Here is an 18501-nt window from a genome sequence, read left to right as displayed (position 1 = left end):
TTTACTTGAATGACTCACTCAAAGGTTAGCTATGAGCCGCTTCTGGAGCCCTATTGTTCACAGGCTGACACCCTATGTCCCCGGTGAACAACCCAAGATCCCCAATCTGATCAAACTGAACACCAATGAAAACCCCTACGGGCCTTCACCCAGAGTGCTAAGCGCAATACATGAAGCGACGCATGATACGCTAAGACTCTATCCTGATCCTCAAGCGCAGGACTTAAAAGTGGCGTTGGCAGACTATTGTCAGCTAGCACCGGAAAATATTTTTGTCGGTAACGGCTCGGATGAAGTACTGGCCATTGCTTTTCAGGCACTGTTAAAACAGGACAAACCGCTGCTGTTTCCCGATATCAGCTACAGCTTTTATCCAGTTTACTGCCAACTATACGAGGTGGAGTCCCTGCAGGTGCCATTGGACGAGCAGTTTAACATCCGCCTGGAAGACTACCGGCAGCCTAATGGCGGTATTATCTTCCCCAATCCCAATGCCCCAACTGGCAAGGCACTGCCACTGACCAGCATTAAACAGTTGCTGGAGCACAACCGGCACTCTGTGGTTGTAGTCGATGAAGCCTATGTTGATTTTGGTGCCGAATCGGCGGTGGCACTGGTAAAGGATTATCCCAATCTGCTGATTACCCAGACTTTTTCAAAATCCTGGGCGCTGGCAGGTCTGCGGGTCGGTTTTGCCGTGGGTCATCCGGATCTGATCGAAGCACTGAACCGAGTCAAGGATAGCTTCAATTCTTATCCGCTGGATCGTCTGGCACTGGCCGGTGCCATTGCAGCCGTCAAGGATCAGGATTATTTTCACAGCATCTGCCAAAAAATCATCCAATCCCGTGAACAGCTGATTGCAGCGATGAATGCACTGGGCTTTGAGGTGTTACCCTCCTCTGCCAACTTTATTTTTGCCCGTCATCCAAAACATGAAGGCGCCGAGCTGACACAGGAATTACGCAAAAGGGCGCTACTAGTGCGTCACTTTAACAAGCCCCGCATCAGTGACTTTTTGCGCATTACCATTGGTACAGAAGCCGAAAACCAGCAACTAATTGAGCAGCTACACGACCTGCTAGGCTGATCGAGCAAAAACGTCCGTTTTGGGCAGGCACCCAGGCGGGCATCTTCATCACTCTCGGTATTCCAGATCAGCCGCGCACACCAATCCACTGCGACAGGGTTTCAGCCTGATGCGGTGTCGGTTTGGCGTGATAGCGGATACCGGTGAACATGAATACTTTTCTTTGGTGACCCGCCTCAAACCAACCGCATGATCAGTGGAATCAGGAAAGCACTCAACAGGCCGGTGACACCCATGGCCAGTCCGGCAAAGGCACCCGCCAGATTACTGAGACTGAAACACTGCGCTGTGCCAAATCCGTGTGCGGCCAGCCCCATGGCAAACCCCTGTACGGCATGATCCTTGATCTTGAGTAACCGGAAAATGGGCGGCCCCAGCACACAACCAATAGCACCGGTAATCAGCACAATACCGGCTGCCAGCGCTGGATAACCGCCGATCTGCTCAGCAATACCCATGGCAATTGGGGAAGTTACCGACTTGGGTGCCAGTGACAAAAGGGTATCCTCTCGCCCACCCAGCAGCCGGACCAGCAGAATGGTGGAGCCGACCGCAGTCAAAATCCCTGCCACACAAGCCAGCATCAGCGGCACAAACTCCCGGCGAATACGCTCACGATGATCAAACAAGGGCACCGCCAACGCCACAATAGCTGGTCCCAGTAGGAAATGAATGAACTGCGCCCCTTCAAAATAGCTGCTGTAGGGTGTGCCGGTAATCAGTAACAGGCTCACTAGCAGTGCAATCGCCACCAGAACTGGATGTAAAAAGGGTGTACCACCGGCACGGCGGTTGATCCATTGCGCCAGCAAAAACGCCAGCAGGGTCAGCATCAGGTGTAACAGCGGACTGGCTGCCATGTACACCCACAAATCCACAAAAGCCTCAGGAACCGGCATCATCCATCCCCCAACGTTTACGCAAGAACTGCAACACCAACACCGTGACCACCAGTGTCAGAGCGGTACTGACCACCAGTGTAATCAGAATCACCCAGAGATCCTGCTTGAGCAGAATGCCGTGATTGATCAGACCCACACCGGCTGGTACAAACAGCAATGGCAGGTAACGCAGCAGACCTTCTGAAGCCTCCCGCAGCCCCTGCGGCACTTTTTTGAACAGCAGCACCGCCACCAGCAACAAGGCCATACCCAGCACCGGCCCCGGCACAGGTATCGCCGTCAGGCGCACCAGCAGCTCACCCATCAGCTGAAAAAACAGCAGGGCTGCAAATCCGGCCAGCATGTCAGTTGAACACCACAGTCTTATTGACGTACACCAGCACCCGATCTTGCAGATGCCAGGCCAGACCACGCGCCAGTACACTTTTTTCCACATCACGCCCCAGCCGCACCATATCCTGGGCAGTCTGGCGATGGTTCACCCGAACTGTGTCCTGATCAATGATCGGGCCAGCATCCAGCTCTTCGGTGACATAGTGGCAGGTGGCACCAATCAGCTTCACACCCCGCTCATAAGCCTGGTGATAAGGCTTGGCTCCGGCAAAAGACGGCAAAAAGCTGTGATGGATGTTGATAATGCGGTGAGCGTACTTCTGGCACAGAGTTGGTGGAATAATCTGCATGTAACGCGCCAGCACCACACAGTCTGCAGCGGCTTCATCAATCAGACGCTCCACCTCGGCATAGGCTTCGGGCTTGTTGTCTTTGGTCACAGGTACGTGAACAAAAGGAATACCATGCCACTCCACCAGATCCCGCAGGTCATTGTGATTAGAAATCACCAGTGGAATATCACAGGGCAGCTCACCACTCTGCCAGCGGTGCAGTAAATCCACCATGCAGTGAGATTCTTTGGAGCACATCAGCACCACACGCTTTTTCACGTCAGAATCGGCAATATCCCAATCCATTTCGTATTCGCGGGCAATCGGGCTAAAAGCAGTACGAAACTCATCCAACCCAAAGGGCAAAGAAGCAGCACGGATTTCATGGCGCATAAAAAAGCGATTGGCTTCCAGATCCGAGTGGTGGTTGGCTTCGGTGATCCAGCCACCATACATCGCCAGAAAATTACTCACCTTGGCAACGATCCCCACCCGATCCGGGCAGGAGATAGTCAGGGTATAGGTACGTTCCATGAATTACTCAGCCATTTCAGCGTTGTGGTAAACGTTCTGTACATCGTCCAGATCGTTCAGCATGTCCAGAAACTTCTCGAACAGTGCCACATCATCACCGGACAGCTCGGTCATGGTCTGAGGCAGAAACTGGATTTCATCCATGGCAAAGTCGATATCACCAAAAGTATCCGTTAGTGCTGTTCTGGCCTTGGCATACTCAGTATGCGGAGCAAACACCGTGATCTGACCTTCTTCGTTTTCGATATCGGTGACATCCACATCGGCTTCCATCAGGGCTTCCAGTACCGGTTCTTCATCTTCACCGGCAAAAGCCAGAATCGCGCTGTGATCAAACATGTGGCTGACACTGCCGGGCGTGCCGATTTTGCACTTCACCTTGGTGAAACACTGGCGTACATCACCAAAAGTACGGTTGGGATTGTCGGTCAGACAGCTGACAATCACCATGCAGTTACCGGGGCCAAAACCTTCATAACGCGCCACGGAAAAATCTTCACCACCAGCACCCTGAGCTTTTTCCAGCGCCTTTTCAATCACGTGGCTGGGCACCTGATCCTTCTTGGCTCGCTCCATCAACCCTCGCAGGGTCAGGTTACCGGAAGGATCTGTACCACCGGTTTTGGCACAGGCATAAATTTCGCGACCATATTTGCTGTACACCTTGGTTTTGGCGGCAGCCGTTTTGGCCATGGACTCTTTACGGTTCTGAAAGGCGCGACCCATCTTGGCATCCTGTTTATGATTAAGTATCAAATTAAAAGCGCTATTTTATGCTTACACGGACATAAGTGCCATGCCTGAAATACATGCACCAGAAAACACCACTCATCAACCGACATGCCCCGTAGCGCACCACAAAAGTGCGTTACTGGCTTTGCAACAAAATCCCAGCTGCCATAAACATGGGTTGGCACCTTTCTTGCCACGTCCTGCGTCAATGGATACCGATTCGCTGCAGTGTTTCCGTGAATGGATCGTGTTATTTTTATAATAGGTTAAGAAAAGCCAATGAAATATTTTGAATTGCCACTCAGCCAGATCACCGCAAGCCAGGGAAAATCCTCTGCAATGAGAGTTCACAGTCATTTTCAACCCATCATCAGCCTGACCCATCGGCGTGTTGTCGGTTATGAGGCACTGTTACGCGCCCAGAACGCCAACGGACAAACCTGCTCACCACTGGATGCTTTTAACCGGGCACTGGTGGAAAACCGGGTTGAGCGTTTTGATCGCGAATGCATTGCCAGCCACCTGCTGAATTTTGGTCAGATGGACACCGAAAACCAGTGGTTGTTTCTGAACTTGCGTAGTGAAACCATCCAACCGCATAATCATCGCGCAGACCTGCTGGAAAAATTCCTGCGCCGCCGTGGGCTGGGTTGTGAACGCATGGTACTGGAAATACTGGAAGACGCTGTTTCTGATCCAGCTCAGCTACAGGATTTTGTCAGCCACTACAAGGAATCAGGATTTCTGATTGCCATTGATGACTTTGGCACTGGCGCCTCCAATTTTGATCGCATCTGGCAGTTGGAGCCTCACATCGTCAAGCTGGATCGCTCCATGCTGGTGAATGCCCGCAACAATCCGCGCCGCCAACGCTGGTTATCTCGTTGTGTGGCATTACTGCGCGAAACTGGTGCATTGGTGCTGCTAGAGGGTGTGGAAACAGAAGATGATGCCCTGCTGACACTCGATAGTGAAGCCGATCTGGCACAGGGGTTTTATTTTGCTCGTCCCAGCGCCACTGGCGAATATGAAGAAAAAGCCCTGGCTGATTCCATCCATTCCCTGCATCAACACACCCTGCGAGATCAACTGGTGCGCCAGCACAGTCAGTCACGTAAAAAATTGCAGCTGCAAAAACTGCTGAAACAAACGGCAGATGATTTAGAGCAGAACATGGATTTTGCTACTGCCACCCAACCACTGCAAGATCATGAAGCCATTGAACGCATTTACATGCTGGATGCTGAAGGGGTGCAGATTGTCGAAAACATCAGCGCCCGATCAGAAGTCAGTGGTACTGCTTATGCACCTCTCAGCCGCAGTGTGGGCGCTCTGTGGGCAAGGCGTGGTTATTTCCGTCATGCGCTGGAACAACCCGGACAAGTACAAATTTCTCAGCCTTATCTGGGGCTGCCGGATGCCACCCTGGATATCACCCTTTCCATTGCCCTGAACGCCGGCAATCCAGCGCGCCTGCTGGTACTCTGCGCCGATTGCCCTGCCGCTTGGCTGGAGACCTGAGCTATTGCACTTAAGGGCGAGGCTTCCAGCTTCTCAGGCAGCAACGGGGGCGTGACCCGATTGATGCCTGTATTGCGAGTTGCAGCTACTCATGACTGCTGCGCAGTCACCCGCTTATATCAGCTCCAGCCCACCCATGTAGGGTTTCAGCACTTCCGGTACACGGATGCGGCCATCGGCCTGCTGGTAGTTTTCCAATACCGCAACCAGGCAACGACCCACCGCCAGGCCGGAGCCATTAAGGGTATGCAACAGTTCCGGTTTGCCGGTTTCTGGGTTGCGGAAACGCGCTTGCATGCGACGTGCCTGAAAATCCTCGCAATTGGATACTGAAGAAATCTCGCGGTAGGTGTTCTGGCTGGGGATCCACACTTCCAGATCATAGGTCTTGGTCGCACCAAAACCCATGTCGCCGGTACACAGGCTCAGCACACGATAAGGCAGCTCCAGCTTTTGCAGGATTGCTTCAGCATGACCGACCATTTCATCCAGTGCCTGATAAGATTGCTCTGGATGCACCAGCTGTACCATTTCTACCTTCTCGAACTGGTGCTGACGAATCATGCCACGAGTATCTTTACCATAAGCACCGGCTTCCGAGCGGAAACAAGCACTCAACGCGGTCAGTTTCACCGGTAACTGCTCTGCAGGCAGAATTGCATCACGGGCAATATTGGTTAGTGGCACTTCCGCAGTGGGGATCAGGAAATAATCATGATCCACACTCAATTTAAACAGATCTTCAGAAAACTTGGGCAGCTGACCGGTGCCATACAGGCTGTCAGCATTCACAATCAGCGGTACGTTGCACTCTTCATAACCGTGCTCATCTACTTGGGTGTTCAGCATGAACTGCGCCAGTGCACGATGCAGACGAGCCATACCACCACGCATCAGATTAAAACGTGAGCCGGTGAGTTTAGCAGCCGTTTCAAAATCCAGCTGGCCGGATGCTTCACCCAGATCGACATGATCCTTGACGGCAAACTCAAACGAGCGGGGCTCACCCCAGCGACGGACCTCCTGATTGTCCGCCTCATCACGACCCACAGGAACGGATTCATGTGGCAGATTCGGCAAGGTCGCCAGCAGCGCCTGATATTCATCCTGCAGTGTTATCAGTTCAGCCTTGGCAGCATCCAGCTGATCACCCAGGCTGGCCACTTCATCCAGCAGCGGTTGAATGTCTTCACCTGCGGCCTTGGCCTTGCCAATGTTTTTGGAGCGGCTGTTGCGCTCAGCCTGCAGGGTTTCTGTCTGCACTTGCAGGGTTTTGCGCTTTTCTTCCAGCGCAGCAAAAGCGGCTTTATCCAGCTCAAAACCACGTGTTGCCAGGCGCTTAGCCACGGCATCCAATTCACTGCGTAACAGTTTAGGATCTAACATAACGTCTCAATTCTTCCTGGGGTTGGTGTCTTTGCTTTCTTTTTCCCTGGTATCTTTATCTTTACCATCTTTGGCATCCTGCTCATCACCATCCTTGTCACGCAGGCGATCCAGGCGATCGGCTATTTTTCCATAAATGGTATTTTTCGGCCACTTGCCGGTGCTGGTCAACTGTCCTGCTGGCAGGTTCAGCATCAATTGAATGGCTTCTTCCACCTGGCTGACTGCCCAGATATGGAACTGACCTTCACCAATGGCTTCCAGCACTTCTTCACGCAGCATCAACTGGGCAACATTCTGATGAGGGATGATAGCGCCCTGCTCACCCGTCAGGCCACGCGCCCGGCAGACTTCAAAAAAGCCTTCAATTTTTTCGTTCACACCACCGATGGGCTGAACTTCACCCAACTGGTTGATGGAGCCAGTCACGGCCAGATTCTGAGCTACCGGCACTTCCGCCATGGCAGATAACAGACAGATTAACTCACCCAGTGAGGCAGAATCACCATCCACCCCACCGTAGGATTGTTCAAACACAATACTGGCGTCCAACGGCAGGCTGTCTTCTGCACCAAACAGGCCACAGAGGTAACCGGTCAGGATCATCACACCCTTGGAGTGCATCGAACCACCCAGATGCACACTGCGCTCGATATCCAACACTTCACCGTTACCATAATGCACCCGTGCGGTGATCCGTGATGGCTGACCATGCAGAAAATCATGGCTACCAACAACCGTCAGACCATTCACCTGCCCTACCTTGGTGCCACTGGTGCTGATCATAATGAAGTCTTCTTTGATCGACTCCAGTACATGATCTGGATAACGCCCGGCACGGCGACGACGGGCAGCCAAGGCTGCTCGCACATGATCCGCAGTGATGGCAGGACTCAGCTCACGGGTTGCCAGGTAATCCGCTTCTCGCAACAGATGGTTCAGATCAGCCGCATTTAATGAGAGTTTACCCTGATGTTCCGCCATGCGAGCGGCTTCTTCAATCACCCGCATTACACCATCCTTGGCCACCGGCAACATGCCTTCTCGCGCCACCATGCTGGCAATCAGTCGTGTATAAAGCTTCTGGCTCTGCAGGTTACGGGGCATTTCGGTTTCAAACTCAGCCACTACCTTGAACAGCTCAACAAATTCGGGGTCTTGCTCCTGCAGGGCATGCAGCAGTTCATCATCGCCCATCAGCGCCACCGTACAATTCAGCGGGATGGGTTCAGGCTCCAGCGAGACACTGCCGGATACCGACAACTGCCGCTCCAGTGTATCAATGCGCAGGCTGCCAGTGCGCAGTGCCAGCTTCAGACCTTCCCAGGCATAAGGCTGGCTTAACAAGCGTTCGGCATCCAGCAGTAAAAAACCACCATTGGCTCGGTGTAAGGCACCGGGACGAATCAGTGAAAAATCCGTGGCTACAGTACCCTGATAAGTCACATTCTCAACATGCCCAACAATATTGTTGTGGGTCGGCAAGGATTCTTCAATCACCGGGGCATGCAGGCGATCCGCATGACTGACCAGCAGATTAACCTGATAACGTGTGGGGATACGCTTATCCGGTGACACACTGGTCACCGCATCTTCGTCTTCATCATCGGTGTTCAGGAAGATTGCCACGTTATCCAGCAGATCCTGATGCAAAGCATCCAGATATTGCTGAATACGCGGGTAATCCAGATATTTTTCCTTCAGAACCTGCAAGCCTTCTTCCAGCGCATCATTAGTCACTTCTTCATTCAGTGCCTGCTGCTCCAGACGGCTTTGTTTTTCCAGTTGTGCCAGTTCACGCAGTACCAGACGCAGTTTTTTCTCCATGCCTTCAATTTTTTCGCGGAAGTCACGGCGCAGCTCATCATCCAAACCAGCAAACACATCCGCATCCATAGGCTGATCTTCTTCATCCGCCGGTACAAAGGCATAACCACCGGGTGTTTGCAAAATCAGTTTCAACTTCAGCGGTTCCGCTTCAGCAGCCAACGCTTTTAAGGCACTGCTCTGGCGCTCAGAAAAATCATCTTTGATTCTCTCGGCGCGCTCAAAAAAACCTTCGTTATCAAAAGCCGCAGGGATTGCCTGCTTCATGTCCAGAATCAGTTCCTGCATGTTTTCCTTAAAACCCGTGCCCATGCCACCCGGCAGACGCACTGCCCAGGGTTTACGCGGGTTGGCAAAATCATGCAGATACAACCAGTCGGATGGTGCATCCATCTCGGTGGCACGCTGTTCCAGAAAGCGCCGCAGCATGGTACGTTTGCCCAATCCGGCATGACCAACTGCAAAAATATTGTAACCTTTACGATTCACTGCCGTGGCAAACTGCAATGCTTCTTCGGCACGCTGCTGCCCGATAAACGTATCCAGCGGAGAAATATGGCGGGTATCTTCAAAACTGAAATCCCTGACTCGGCAGGCCTTGTAAAGTTTAGTCAGCGGCAGGGGTTTGGGTGTTCTCATCAGTAGCCTTGGTAATCCGTTAAACGATGCAAAATAAAAGGTCGGAAGGGTAACAGTACCGAAGCAAAAGAGCGATAGGCAAACGCCATTTCAGCCGGTAAGATTACAGGCATGACAGTTAAAACCGCCAACAGCGAATGGACAATGACAAAACGGAAAACCACTCTGAATATTCTGATCACCCTGATCCTTGGATTAGTGGTTAGCTTGCCACTCTATGCCAGCCGCATGAACCAATCCAATCTGCCGATGAGCCAGTTCAACTTTCAGGGCTTTGTGCCGGACTCAAAAGAAAACCGCCGTGATGAAGAAGACCCTAACCTGATCCGACTGATGGTCAATCCCAGCTTTTATTGGACAATTAACCGAATTATTGACCAATACCAGCAACAAAATAACCGTCCATTCCGCATTCATCAGGGCAGCTATCAGGACTTTGTCAATCTGATGGAACACGGTGAAACCTTTGATCTGGTGATCCTTGACCAAATGGCGCAGGCACATGAACTGCTGGCACAAAAACATGCCACTGAGGCTCGTGTTCTGGCGATTGGCCGTATTGGTCTGTGGGCGCCGCTGGAAAGTGCTCGCAGCCTGACTGTCATCAACCTGCAAAATGGCCCGATAGGACTAATGCCGGAACACACCATGCAACATCAGGCTGCCAGAGAGGTGTTGGAGCGCGGAGAAATGTTGCGCAGCATGGAGCCTCGCCTGAAAACCACTACTGAATTCCAGGATCTTTACAATCTGATCGAAACAGGTGAAATCCCCATGGGTTTTTTGCCCTGGCAGCGCATTATCGAGGGTGGCATTCAACAACAGCGGGATGTACTCAAGCTCCAAGGTAACCACCACTCTGCCATCCTTTATGCCGCAGCTCTGACCCGTGCTGGCAGTGCACGCATGGATGTTAAACACTTCTGGCAGCAACTTTTTGAACCAGCAAGCCAGAACATCCTGAAACAATCCGGTTTTGATTAGGCATCTTATCAGTTCAAATGTATCAGGAATGTTTCAAAGTACGGGGTTTTCTTCGCTTTTCATGACTTGATGCATTTTTATCTTGTGACTGGTTGGGCTAATATGTGTTTATAAAAATAGCAGCTTCAACAGGAGCATAGAATATGCGTAACAACCAACCCGTTACCCAGAAAGAATTCACCGTCCGATCTGACTGCGCCATTATTTCCCATACGGATTCTCAGGGAAATATCGTATATGTGAATGACGAGTTTGTGGAGTACGCCGGTTTCACTCGTGAAGAATTGATCGGCAAGCCGCACAACATGATTCGTCACCCTGACATGCCTGCAGAAGCTTTTCGTGATATGTGGCAAACCCTTAAATCCGGGCGCGCCTGGCAGGGTATGGTTAAAAATCGCCGTAAAAACGGTGATCACTACTGGGTAAAAGCCACAGCCACACCCCGCGAGGATGGTGGTTATGTCAGTGTGCGCTTGAAGCCCACCCGTGAAGAAGTGCAGCAGGCAGAAGCTCTGTACAAGGCCATGCGTGAGGGCAGTTCTCACCGTTTATCCGGTGGTTATGTTCTGAGTGGTATAGGATCGCGTATTAAAGAGACCTACATCAACCTCAGCCTGACCACCACGGCTTTATTGCCTATGTTCTTGTTTATGCTCACCATGCTGGTGGTTACAGTGTGGCAGTTTATAGCAATCACCGATACCGTGGTGGAACAGGCGTTGATTCCTTTGCTGGTTGCTCTGGGTGTCAGTGGTTTTGTGGCGTTGTTGTGGTTGTATCTGGTGCTGCGCAGCAACGTTAAACGCCTGGAAAAACTTAAAAAAGTCACACTGGAAATCGGTTCCGGTAATCTGGTGGGTAAAACAGCCATCGGCAAGTTTGATGAAATTGGCAGTGTGTTTAATGCCGTAATGATGATGCGTAACCGTCTGTTTGAAATCGTGTTCCAGATCACCCAGTCCTCGAAGGTGCTGACACAGGCGGCCAGTGAAATGCTGGATGCCAGTCAGCAGACCGCCTCCGGTGCCCAGGAGCAGTCCAATGCTTCTGCCAGCATGGCTGCAGCGCTGGAAGAGCTGAGTGCTTCAGTGGATCAGATTGGTGAAAACGCTGATGCAGCCCATGCGGCCTCCATTTCTGCTGGTGAAGTCTCTCAGTCCGGTGCTGAGGCGGTCTATGCCAGCACTCAGGAGATTGCAGGCATTGCGGGTACAGTCAAGGCATCAGCCAGCAAGATGAAAGACCTGGAGCAGCTGTCTGATAATATCGGCCAGATTGTTTCAACCATTCGTGAAATTGCTGAACAAACCAACCTGCTGGCATTAAATGCTGCCATTGAAGCAGCAAGAGCCGGTGAACATGGCCGGGGTTTTGCGGTGGTGGCCGATGAGGTTCGTAATCTGGCTGAACGTACGGCTCATTCCACGGTGGAAATCACCAGTATGGTCAGTCAGATCCAGAAGCGCACGGAAGAAGCTGCAGGTGAGATGCAGGACAGTGTGGAGCGTGTGGAAGCCGGTGTTGAAAAAGCCAAACGTGCCGGACAGTCGGTGGGTGAAATTGAGCAGGAAACTCAGCGTGTGGTACAGGCCACTCAGGATATTCAGATAGTGCTGCAGGAGCAGGCAATGGCAGCGCGTGAAGTCGCGGAAACCGTGGAAGGTATTGCACGACTGGCGGATGGTAATGCGGCTCAGGCTCTGCAGGCACTGACTGCATCCCAGCATGTACAGGAAACCACCCAGGTGATTGACGAGTTGCGTAAACAGTTCAAGGTGTATATGGATTAATCATCACGATGGACATTCGGATACCTCACTGGAGCGATCAATATGAGTGTGCTGCGTCTGGCGTTGGTGATGCTAATGCTGGTTGTTGCAGGCATCAGCAGCGCGGAACCCCGTTTTGTGGTGGGTTTTGCTCAGGATACCCTGGCTAATGACTGGCGCAAGGTTCAGGTGCAGGAGGTACAGGCGGTATTAGCACAACACCCGAATATCCAGTTTATTGTCACCGATGCTCAGGGGAAAACAGCCTTGCAGGCCAAGCATATTGAGGATCTGGCCGCAAAAGGAGTTGATCTGTTAATCACCAGCCCCAGAGATCAGCAGGCACTAACCCCGGTTATCCGGCAGGTGTATGAGTCGGGGATTCCGGTGATTCTGCTGTCGCGGGGTGTCAGTGATGAGAGTTATACCAGTTATGTTTATCACGATAATCGTGCCATCGGACAACAAGCAGCAGAGTATCTGGTAAAGGCTTTGCAAGGGCAGGGGCGTATCCTGATGCTGGAAGGGGTGGCGGGTGCCAGTACCACCTTGGATCGTGGGCAGGGATTTGAAGCGGTGATTAAGAAACACCCGGATATTACCCTGATCAAACGCACCGCCAACTTTTTGCGGGCAGATGCGATTCTGGCTGTTGATGCCTTGCTGGCATCCGGTGAAAGTTTTGATGCCGTTTATGCCCAGAGTGACAGCATGGCAGCTGGGGCGCGTATGGCCATGCAGTTGCATGGTATGGATTTACAACAGGTGCCGCTGGTGGGTATAGATTATATCCGTGAAGCAAGAGAAGCCTTGTTGCTGGGGCAGCAGGCGCTGAGTTTTACCTTTCCCACTGGTGGGCGTGAAGGCGCCGAGCTGGCGATTAGGATACTAAATGGAGAAAGTGTTCCCCGGCAGGTTGAAATTGCCTGTCAGCCAGTGACTCCTGCCACAGCGGTCTCACTGGAGCCCATATTTTAATGCCTGCCCTAACCATCAGAAACAAGCTGCTGATGTTCACTCTGGCAGTGGCGTTGGGTTCGTTATTACTGGCGGGGTATCTGATTGATCGGCAGTTGCTGCAATACCATCGAGATGCAGCCCAGGCAGAAATCAGAGAGGGTTTTAAACGTATTAAATTGGCAACGGAAGAAGTGTCTGAGACTCTGACGATTGAAGCTGAACTCTTGTCATCGTCCGAACCTTTGATTGCTTCGATGGATTTGATTGGTCGTTTTCAGCAACCGAACAATTATCAGGCACTGGTGTTTGATGAAGAAAAACGCCAGCTGGCACAACGCTTGTTGTCTGCAGTTCAGACGGGTCGTGCGCATGAAGCCTTTTTGTACGGGCTGGATATGGAGCCTTATAGCTTTGCACTGAATCACCCACCTCTGGTGCTGCAGGGTTTACAGAGTTATCACAATCAACAACCCCATACACTGGTGCAGGAAATAAATGCTGCCCACTGGTCATCCGATCAACAGCAGCAAGAAATCAGCCTGCGTTATCAGCAGCATCAGGATCTGCCCCTGGGTATCAGCCTGTTTTTCAGTGATAACACCTTGTTAATGGCCTATCGTAATCCAATTTATCGCTCTATCAGTAATCAGTCACAACGCCTGGTGGGGCATCTGGTGTTGATTTTCCAGCTGGATCGAGATTTTATTGATCGCCAATTGATGGGTTTTCTGGATGTGAAACTCTATACCGAGTTTGATCAACTGCCGCAAGGTCAGACCCCTGGTAATTTTTATCAGGCAGAGGGTGGTTTTTACGGTTTGCAGCATTTCACTCAGTTTGCTCAAACGCCCTTCTGGGTACGCCTGCATTATCCCGAGAGCATGTATGAGGAATCCCGCTCGGCAACCCGGCAATCATTGCTGCTGGCAATGCTGGTGACAGCACTTTTGGTCTTGCCACTGAGTTTGTTGTTATTGCGCCGCATTGTGACTCAGCCCTTGTCTGGGCTGGTGCAGGGTGTTGAATTGTTGCGTCAGGGCCATTATCAGCAGCCGTTAAAACTGAGCAGTCATGATGAATTGGGTCAGCTGGCGGCTGCAACCAACCGCATGGCAGAAGAAATTCGTCAGCGGGAGGCCGGTTTAACGGCTGCCAACCTTGATCTGCAACGCCTGAGTGAAATCATGGCGCATCACTTTCAGGAGCCGACACGACGTTTAATGGTGTTTGCTGATCGCTTGAATAAAAAATCTGAGGTGCTGCCGGATGAAGACAGTCGTACCTCGGTGGCCTTTATTCATCAGCAGGCAGAAAGATTGAGCCTGCTGGTGCGGGATGTACAGCGTTATCTGGCGGTGGAACAAAACCTGGCAATCCCGGAACAGTTTTCTGCCCAGCAGGTGCTGGATGAGTTGTTGCGGAGTAAGACTTTTGCACCGCGTTTGCAGGAGTGCGGTGCACAGGTGAGTGTTCCACAATCTTTACCTGTACTGGTTTTTGTTCGTTCACGTTTTGTTCAGCTGCTGAGTATTTTTCTGGATAATGCCATCATTTATCGTAATGCTGAGCGTCCACTTCAGATGCTGATCACAGTAGAAGCCTATGAAAAGGGATATCGCTTCCGATTTGCTGATAATGGCTTGGGCATTGCCCCGGAATACCGTGAACAGGTGTTACAACTGTTTGTGCGACTGGTTTCTGTGAGTAGTGGCATTCCCGGAAACGGCGTGGGGTTGGCATTGGCGCGGCGTATTCTGCAGCTGTCCGGTGGTGATCTGCAGGTTAAGGAGAGTGAAATGGGTGGTTGTGAATTCGTTTTTGAAATTCCACAGGATAATTTTGTATGACTGATACGGATAAACTGTTTTGTGTGCTGCTGGTGGAAGATGACCCGGCAGATGCCCACCTGACACGGGTAGCTTTTAATGAAGCGCGGGTGCTGCTGAATCTGCGTCATGTGGAAGATGGTCAGGCCGCTATGGATGATCTGCTGGCGGGTAAAGAAGACCGTCCAGATCTGATTCTGCTGGATTTAAATATGCCGCGTATGGATGGCCGGGCTTTTCTAAAAGCCATCAAAAGCCATGACAGCCTGCGGCGTATACCGATAGTGGTACTCACCACATCGGACGCAGAAAGTGACATTATTGCTTCTTATGATCTGGGTGCTGCCGGGTTTATTGTTAAACCAATTGAAATTGATCATTTTATCCATCAGGTGCAACAGCTTGAGGGTTACTGGATTTCTTTGGTACAACTTCCACGACACTGATTACATGGAGTTTGTGATGCAGGAACCAACAGAATATCAGGCAGCCAGAAACCGGGTTCCTGTGGTGTTGTTAATTGAAGATGATCCGGGTGATGCCCAATTGGTACATCTTCAGCTGCTGGAACGCAAAGCTGATGCTTTTGTGGTGATTCAGGCTGCCAGCCTGAAAGAAGCACAACAGAAAATTCGCAGTGAGCAGTTGCAACCAAATGTGGTGCTGTTGGATCTGAATTTACCGGATTCTACCGGCACAGAAACAGTACGCTTATGTCGTCGTTTGATTCCAGATGTACCAGTAGTGGTGTTAACCGGACTGGATGATTATCAGGCTACCCAGATGGCCATTGAAGCCGGAGCAGAAGATTTTCTGATCAAAGGCTCTGAAGGCAGCCTGTTGCGCAAGGCTATACGTTATGCCTTGTTACGCCATGAGCGGGACACCAGTGAACGCCTTGCGCTGACTGTTTTTCAGCATGCCCGTGAAGGCATCATGATTACCGATGCTGATGCCGTGATTCTGGAAGTGAATCAATCTTTTACCCGTATTACCGGTTATACCCGTGAAGAGGCCGTTGGTCAGAAACCCAGTCTGCTGAGTTCCGGTCACCATGACACGGCTTTTTATGATGACTTCAGACGAATTTTAAAAGAAGAAGGCAGCTGGCAGGGTGAAATCTGGAATCGCCGCAAAAGTGGTGAGGTTTTTGTGGAAAGCATGACCATCAGTTGTGTCAGGGATGCCGGTGGTAGTATTCGTCAGTATGTTTGTCTGTTCACTGATATCACTGAACAAAAGGCACAACAATCCCAGCTGGAACATCTGGCACATTTTGATGCTCTGACCCGTCTTCCCAATCGGGTGTTGTTCTCTTATCGTTTAAGCCAGTCGATGGCTTACGCACGTCGCCATAACTCCAGACTGGCGGTGGCTTTTCTGGATCTGGATGGGTTTAAACCAGTGAACGATAACCATGGGCACGCGGCAGGAGATTACCTGTTGCAGCAGCTGGCAGATCGTATGAGTGAGTGCCTGCGTGATGAAGATACTCTGGCGCGTTTTGGTGGTGATGAGTTTGCACTGGTGCTGGAGCTGCAGCCGGATCATCCATCACTGGAAAAGCTGCTGGAGCGTTTGCAGCTAGCTATATCTGAGCCGGTCATCTGGGAAGGAAAACCACTGGCGGTAACCGCCAGTATTGGTGTGACCTTTTTCCCGCAGCAGCAGGATGTGGATGCCCAGCAACTGCTGGACCAGGCAGATGAAGCCATGTACGAAGCCAAAAAAGCGGGCAAAAACCGCTATGCACTTCATTCATCATACAGCCCGCGTTGAAACAGTTCAGTAAGATCCTGCAAGCGGTAGGGTTTGGCCAGAAAGTCATCCATCCCTGCTGATCTTATTCGGTCACATTGGTGGCGTTTCCTTCTCGCAACCTACTGCCGGAAAGGGATTATTTCCAGTAATAACAGGGATGAAAAAGTGAAAAAGCCTGCCGCTAGGGGCAGGCTTGATGGTGTTGCCGAGTTCCGGGAGTTTAACGCAGTCCCAGTTCCTCGATACTGACATCACGCATTTTGAACTTCTGGATCTTGCCGGTGACAGTCATCGGGAAATCCTGAGTGAATTTGAAATAACGCGGAACTTTGTAATGGGCAATTTTGCCTTTACAGAAGGCACGTAATTCATCTTCGGTCAGGGTTTTTCCTTCGTGGGTTTTCACCCAGGCCATCACTTCTTCGCCGTATTTCTGATCCGGTACACCAATCACCTGCACATCAGAAATGGCCGGGTGGGTGTAGAAAAACTCTTCCAGCTCCCGTGGATAGATGTTTTCACCACCACGGATGATCATATCCTTGATACGTCCGGTGATGGCAACATAACCTTCATCATCCATCTGTGCCAGATCACCGGTGTGCATCCAGCCGTTGATGATGGATTTTTCTGTGGCATCTTCATTGTTCCAGTAACCCAGCATCACACTGTAACCACGGGTGCAGAGTTCACCCTTCTCGCCACGCTCCACCACATGACCGGACTCAGGATCAACCAGCTTGACCTCAAGGTGGGGGTGGATGGTGCCGACAGTGGACACCCGTTTTTCAAGCGGGGCATCCATACGGGTCTGGAAACTCACCGGGCTGGTTTCCGTCATGCCATAACAGATGGTTACATCTTTCATGTGCATCTTGTCGATGACTTTTTTCATCACTTCAATCGGGCAGTTGGAACCTGCCATGATGCCGGTACGCAGATGACGCAGATCGAACTTGTCAAAGTTCGGATGCTCCAGCTCGGCAATAAACATGGTTGGCACACCATACAGGGCAGTGGCTTTTTCTTCTTCCACCGCTTTTAAGGTTGATTCAGGATCAAAACCATCGGATGGATAAATCATGGTGGCACCATGAGTGACACAACCCAGGTTCCCCATCACCATGCCAAAACAGTGATAAAGCGGCACCGGAATCACCATGCGGTCTTTTTCGGTCAGGTTCATGCCTTCACCAACAAAATAACCGTTGTTGAGGATGTTGTGGTGAGAGAGGGTTGCGCCCTTGGGTGCACCAGTGGTGCCGGAGGTGTACTGGATGTTGATCGGATCATCAAACTGCAGGGTTTTCTGCAGGTCGTGTAATTCCGCTTCTGTGACCTGATCATACATGGACATCAGATCCGACCAGGTGTACATACCTTCGGTGGCAAGATCATCATTCAGGCAGATGACTCGTTTGAGTTCTGGCAGGCGTTCACTGCGGAAGGTTTGGGTGGTGCTGGTTTTTAATTCCGGTGCCAGCTCACAGATCATCTCGGCGTAGTTGGATACCTTGAACACACCTTCCAGAATTAAAGTATTGGTGCCAGATTGTTTCAGGGCATATTCCAGCTCGTGGGTACGGTAGCTGGGGTTGATGTTCACCAGTACCGCACCAATTTTGGCGGTGGCAAACTGGGTGATACACCACTGGGCGTTGTTGGGTGACCAGATGCCAACACGTTCACCACGGGTGATGCCCATTTTCATCAGGCCGCGAGCGCACCGGTTGACCTCCTGCTGGAGTTCTTTATAGGTGTAACGCAGTTTTTGATGGCGTGAGATCAGCGCATCATTGTCAGGAAAGCGTGCAACAGTCTGGTCAAACAAATCACCAATGGTCATACCCAGCAGGGGTTGCTCACTGGTGCCGCTGACGTAGCTTGGTTGTTTGCTCATAA

The 18501-nt window shown here is 51.3% G+C and carries 16 protein-coding genes; 8 read left to right on the top strand and 8 right to left on the bottom strand.

Annotation, left to right across the window (positions count from 1 at the left end; all coding sequences use genetic code 11):
- The first annotated feature begins 31 nt into the window (after positions 1–31).
- Entirely contained in the window at positions 32–1090 is a 1059-nt protein-coding gene (hisC, locus tag IBX50_RS02095) for a histidinol-phosphate transaminase (protein WP_292252937.1), read from the top strand.
- Between the two features lie 67 nt (positions 1091–1157).
- Here the strand turns inward: hisC and IBX50_RS20675 are convergent, their stop codons facing one another.
- From IBX50_RS20675 to IBX50_RS02075, 5 genes are read right to left on the bottom strand one after another with little or no spacing between them, the layout of a single operon-like run.
- Positions 1158–1241 carry a helix-turn-helix domain-containing protein gene (locus tag IBX50_RS20675; protein ID WP_366930684.1) on the bottom strand — a complete coding sequence of 28 codons (84 nt, stop codon included), beginning with the start codon at positions 1239–1241 and terminating at the stop codon, positions 1158–1160.
- 25 nt (positions 1242–1266) lie between these two features.
- Positions 1267–1992 carry an LrgB family protein gene (locus tag IBX50_RS02090; protein WP_292252935.1) on the bottom strand — a complete coding sequence of 242 codons (726 nt, stop codon included), beginning with the start codon at positions 1990–1992 and terminating at the stop codon, positions 1267–1269.
- Positions 1976–2335, bottom strand: a complete 360-nt coding sequence (locus IBX50_RS02085; RefSeq protein ID WP_292252933.1) for a CidA/LrgA family protein — start codon at positions 2333–2335, stop codon at positions 1976–1978. The genes IBX50_RS02090 and IBX50_RS02085 overlap by 17 nt, the downstream gene beginning before the upstream one ends.
- Position 2336: 1 nt before the next feature.
- Positions 2337–3191 (bottom strand): formyltetrahydrofolate deformylase, encoded by an 855-nt coding sequence (purU, locus tag IBX50_RS02080; RefSeq protein WP_292252931.1) that lies wholly within the window; start codon positions 3189–3191, stop codon positions 2337–2339.
- A 3-nt stretch (positions 3192–3194) separates the two neighbouring features.
- A complete protein-coding gene (locus tag IBX50_RS02075; RefSeq protein WP_292252929.1) occupies positions 3195–3917 on the bottom strand; it encodes a YebC/PmpR family DNA-binding transcriptional regulator in 723 nt (240 codons plus the stop codon).
- Positions 3918–4202: 285 nt separating this feature from the next.
- Between IBX50_RS02075 and IBX50_RS02070 the strand changes: the two genes are divergently transcribed.
- Complete coding sequence (locus IBX50_RS02070; RefSeq protein ID WP_292252928.1) at positions 4203–5444, top strand: EAL domain-containing protein; 1242 nt, start codon at positions 4203–4205, stop codon at positions 5442–5444.
- 114 nt (positions 5445–5558) lie between these two features.
- Here the strand turns inward: IBX50_RS02070 and serS are convergent, their stop codons facing one another.
- Both serS and IBX50_RS02060 read right to left on the bottom strand, forming a co-directional pair.
- Positions 5559–6830 carry a serine--tRNA ligase gene (gene serS, locus IBX50_RS02065; RefSeq protein ID WP_292252927.1) on the bottom strand — a complete coding sequence of 424 codons (1272 nt, stop codon included), beginning with the start codon at positions 6828–6830 and terminating at the stop codon, positions 5559–5561.
- A 6-nt stretch (positions 6831–6836) separates the two neighbouring features.
- Positions 6837–9296, bottom strand: a complete 2460-nt coding sequence (locus tag IBX50_RS02060; protein ID WP_292252926.1) for a Lon protease family protein — start codon at positions 9294–9296, stop codon at positions 6837–6839.
- Positions 9297–9407: 111 nt separating this feature from the next.
- Between IBX50_RS02060 and IBX50_RS02055 the strand changes: the two genes are divergently transcribed.
- The 6 genes from IBX50_RS02055 to IBX50_RS02030 all read left to right on the top strand — a co-directional run bounded on the left by IBX50_RS02055 (position 9408) and on the right by IBX50_RS02030 (position 16617).
- A complete protein-coding gene (locus IBX50_RS02055; protein WP_292252925.1) occupies positions 9408–10280 on the top strand; it encodes a substrate-binding domain-containing protein in 873 nt (290 codons plus the stop codon).
- Between the two features lie 143 nt (positions 10281–10423).
- Positions 10424–12073, top strand: coding sequence for a PAS domain-containing methyl-accepting chemotaxis protein (locus IBX50_RS02050; protein WP_292252924.1), 1650 nt, complete (start codon positions 10424–10426; stop codon positions 12071–12073).
- Positions 12074–12115: 42 nt separating this feature from the next.
- Positions 12116–13030: a substrate-binding domain-containing protein gene (locus IBX50_RS02045; RefSeq protein ID WP_292252923.1), complete on the top strand. Its 915-nt coding sequence runs from the start codon at positions 12116–12118 to the stop codon at positions 13028–13030.
- Complete coding sequence (locus IBX50_RS02040; protein ID WP_292252922.1) at positions 13030–14859, top strand: HAMP domain-containing sensor histidine kinase; 1830 nt, start codon at positions 13030–13032, stop codon at positions 14857–14859. The genes IBX50_RS02045 and IBX50_RS02040 overlap by 1 nt, the downstream gene beginning before the upstream one ends.
- The gene (locus IBX50_RS02035; RefSeq protein ID WP_292252921.1) at positions 14856–15284 is read left to right on the top strand and encodes a response regulator; all 429 of its coding nucleotides are present in this window, start codon (positions 14856–14858) and stop codon (positions 15282–15284) included. Before IBX50_RS02040 ends, IBX50_RS02035 begins: the two co-directional genes overlap by 4 nt.
- A gap of 16 nt (positions 15285–15300) precedes the next feature.
- On the top strand, positions 15301–16617 hold the full coding sequence (locus IBX50_RS02030; protein WP_292252920.1) for a diguanylate cyclase: 1317 nt from the start codon (positions 15301–15303) through the stop codon (positions 16615–16617).
- A gap of 202 nt (positions 16618–16819) precedes the next feature.
- Here IBX50_RS02030 and IBX50_RS02025 read toward each other — a convergent pair whose 3' ends face one another.
- The gene (locus IBX50_RS02025) at positions 16820–18499 is read right to left on the bottom strand and encodes an AMP-binding protein (RefSeq protein ID WP_292252918.1); all 1680 of its coding nucleotides are present in this window, start codon (positions 18497–18499) and stop codon (positions 16820–16822) included.
- Between the last annotated feature and the right edge of the window lie 2 nt (positions 18500–18501).

The sequence above is a fragment of the Marinospirillum sp. genome (genome assembly GCF_014859565.1).
Note: the sequence above shows the minus strand (reverse complement) of the source record. Positions and strands in the feature narration are given on the sequence as shown.

Coding starts and splice junctions, on each gene's coding strand:
- IBX50_RS02050 (WP_292252924.1), top strand. CDS start 10,424: ATGCGTAACAACCAACCCGTTACCCAGAAAGAATTCACCGTCCGATCT.
- IBX50_RS02025 (WP_292252918.1), bottom strand. CDS start 18,499: ATGAGCAAACAACCAAGCTACGTCAGCGGCACCAGTGAGCAACCCCTG.
- IBX50_RS02045 (WP_292252923.1), top strand. CDS start 12,116: ATGAGTGTGCTGCGTCTGGCGTTGGTGATGCTAATGCTGGTTGTTGCA.
- IBX50_RS02055 (WP_292252925.1), top strand. CDS start 9,408: ATGACAGTTAAAACCGCCAACAGCGAATGGACAATGACAAAACGGAAA.
- purU (WP_292252931.1), bottom strand. CDS start 3,191: ATGGAACGTACCTATACCCTGACTATCTCCTGCCCGGATCGGGTGGGG.
- hisC (WP_292252937.1), top strand. CDS start 32: ATGAGCCGCTTCTGGAGCCCTATTGTTCACAGGCTGACACCCTATGTC.
- IBX50_RS02085 (WP_292252933.1), bottom strand. CDS start 2,335: ATGCTGGCCGGATTTGCAGCCCTGCTGTTTTTTCAGCTGATGGGTGAG.
- IBX50_RS02075 (WP_292252929.1), bottom strand. CDS start 3,917: ATGGGTCGCGCCTTTCAGAACCGTAAAGAGTCCATGGCCAAAACGGCT.
- IBX50_RS02070 (WP_292252928.1), top strand. CDS start 4,203: ATGAAATATTTTGAATTGCCACTCAGCCAGATCACCGCAAGCCAGGGA.
- serS (WP_292252927.1), bottom strand. CDS start 6,830: ATGTTAGATCCTAAACTGTTACGCAGTGAATTGGATGCCGTGGCTAAG.
- IBX50_RS02035 (WP_292252921.1), top strand. CDS start 14,856: ATGACTGATACGGATAAACTGTTTTGTGTGCTGCTGGTGGAAGATGAC.
- IBX50_RS02040 (WP_292252922.1), top strand. CDS start 13,030: ATGCCTGCCCTAACCATCAGAAACAAGCTGCTGATGTTCACTCTGGCA.
- IBX50_RS02090 (WP_292252935.1), bottom strand. CDS start 1,992: ATGATGCCGGTTCCTGAGGCTTTTGTGGATTTGTGGGTGTACATGGCA.
- IBX50_RS20675 (WP_366930684.1), bottom strand. CDS start 1,241: ATGTTCACCGGTATCCGCTATCACGCCAAACCGACACCGCATCAGGCT.
- IBX50_RS02060 (WP_292252926.1), bottom strand. CDS start 9,296: ATGAGAACACCCAAACCCCTGCCGCTGACTAAACTTTACAAGGCCTGC.
- IBX50_RS02030 (WP_292252920.1), top strand. CDS start 15,301: ATGCAGGAACCAACAGAATATCAGGCAGCCAGAAACCGGGTTCCTGTG.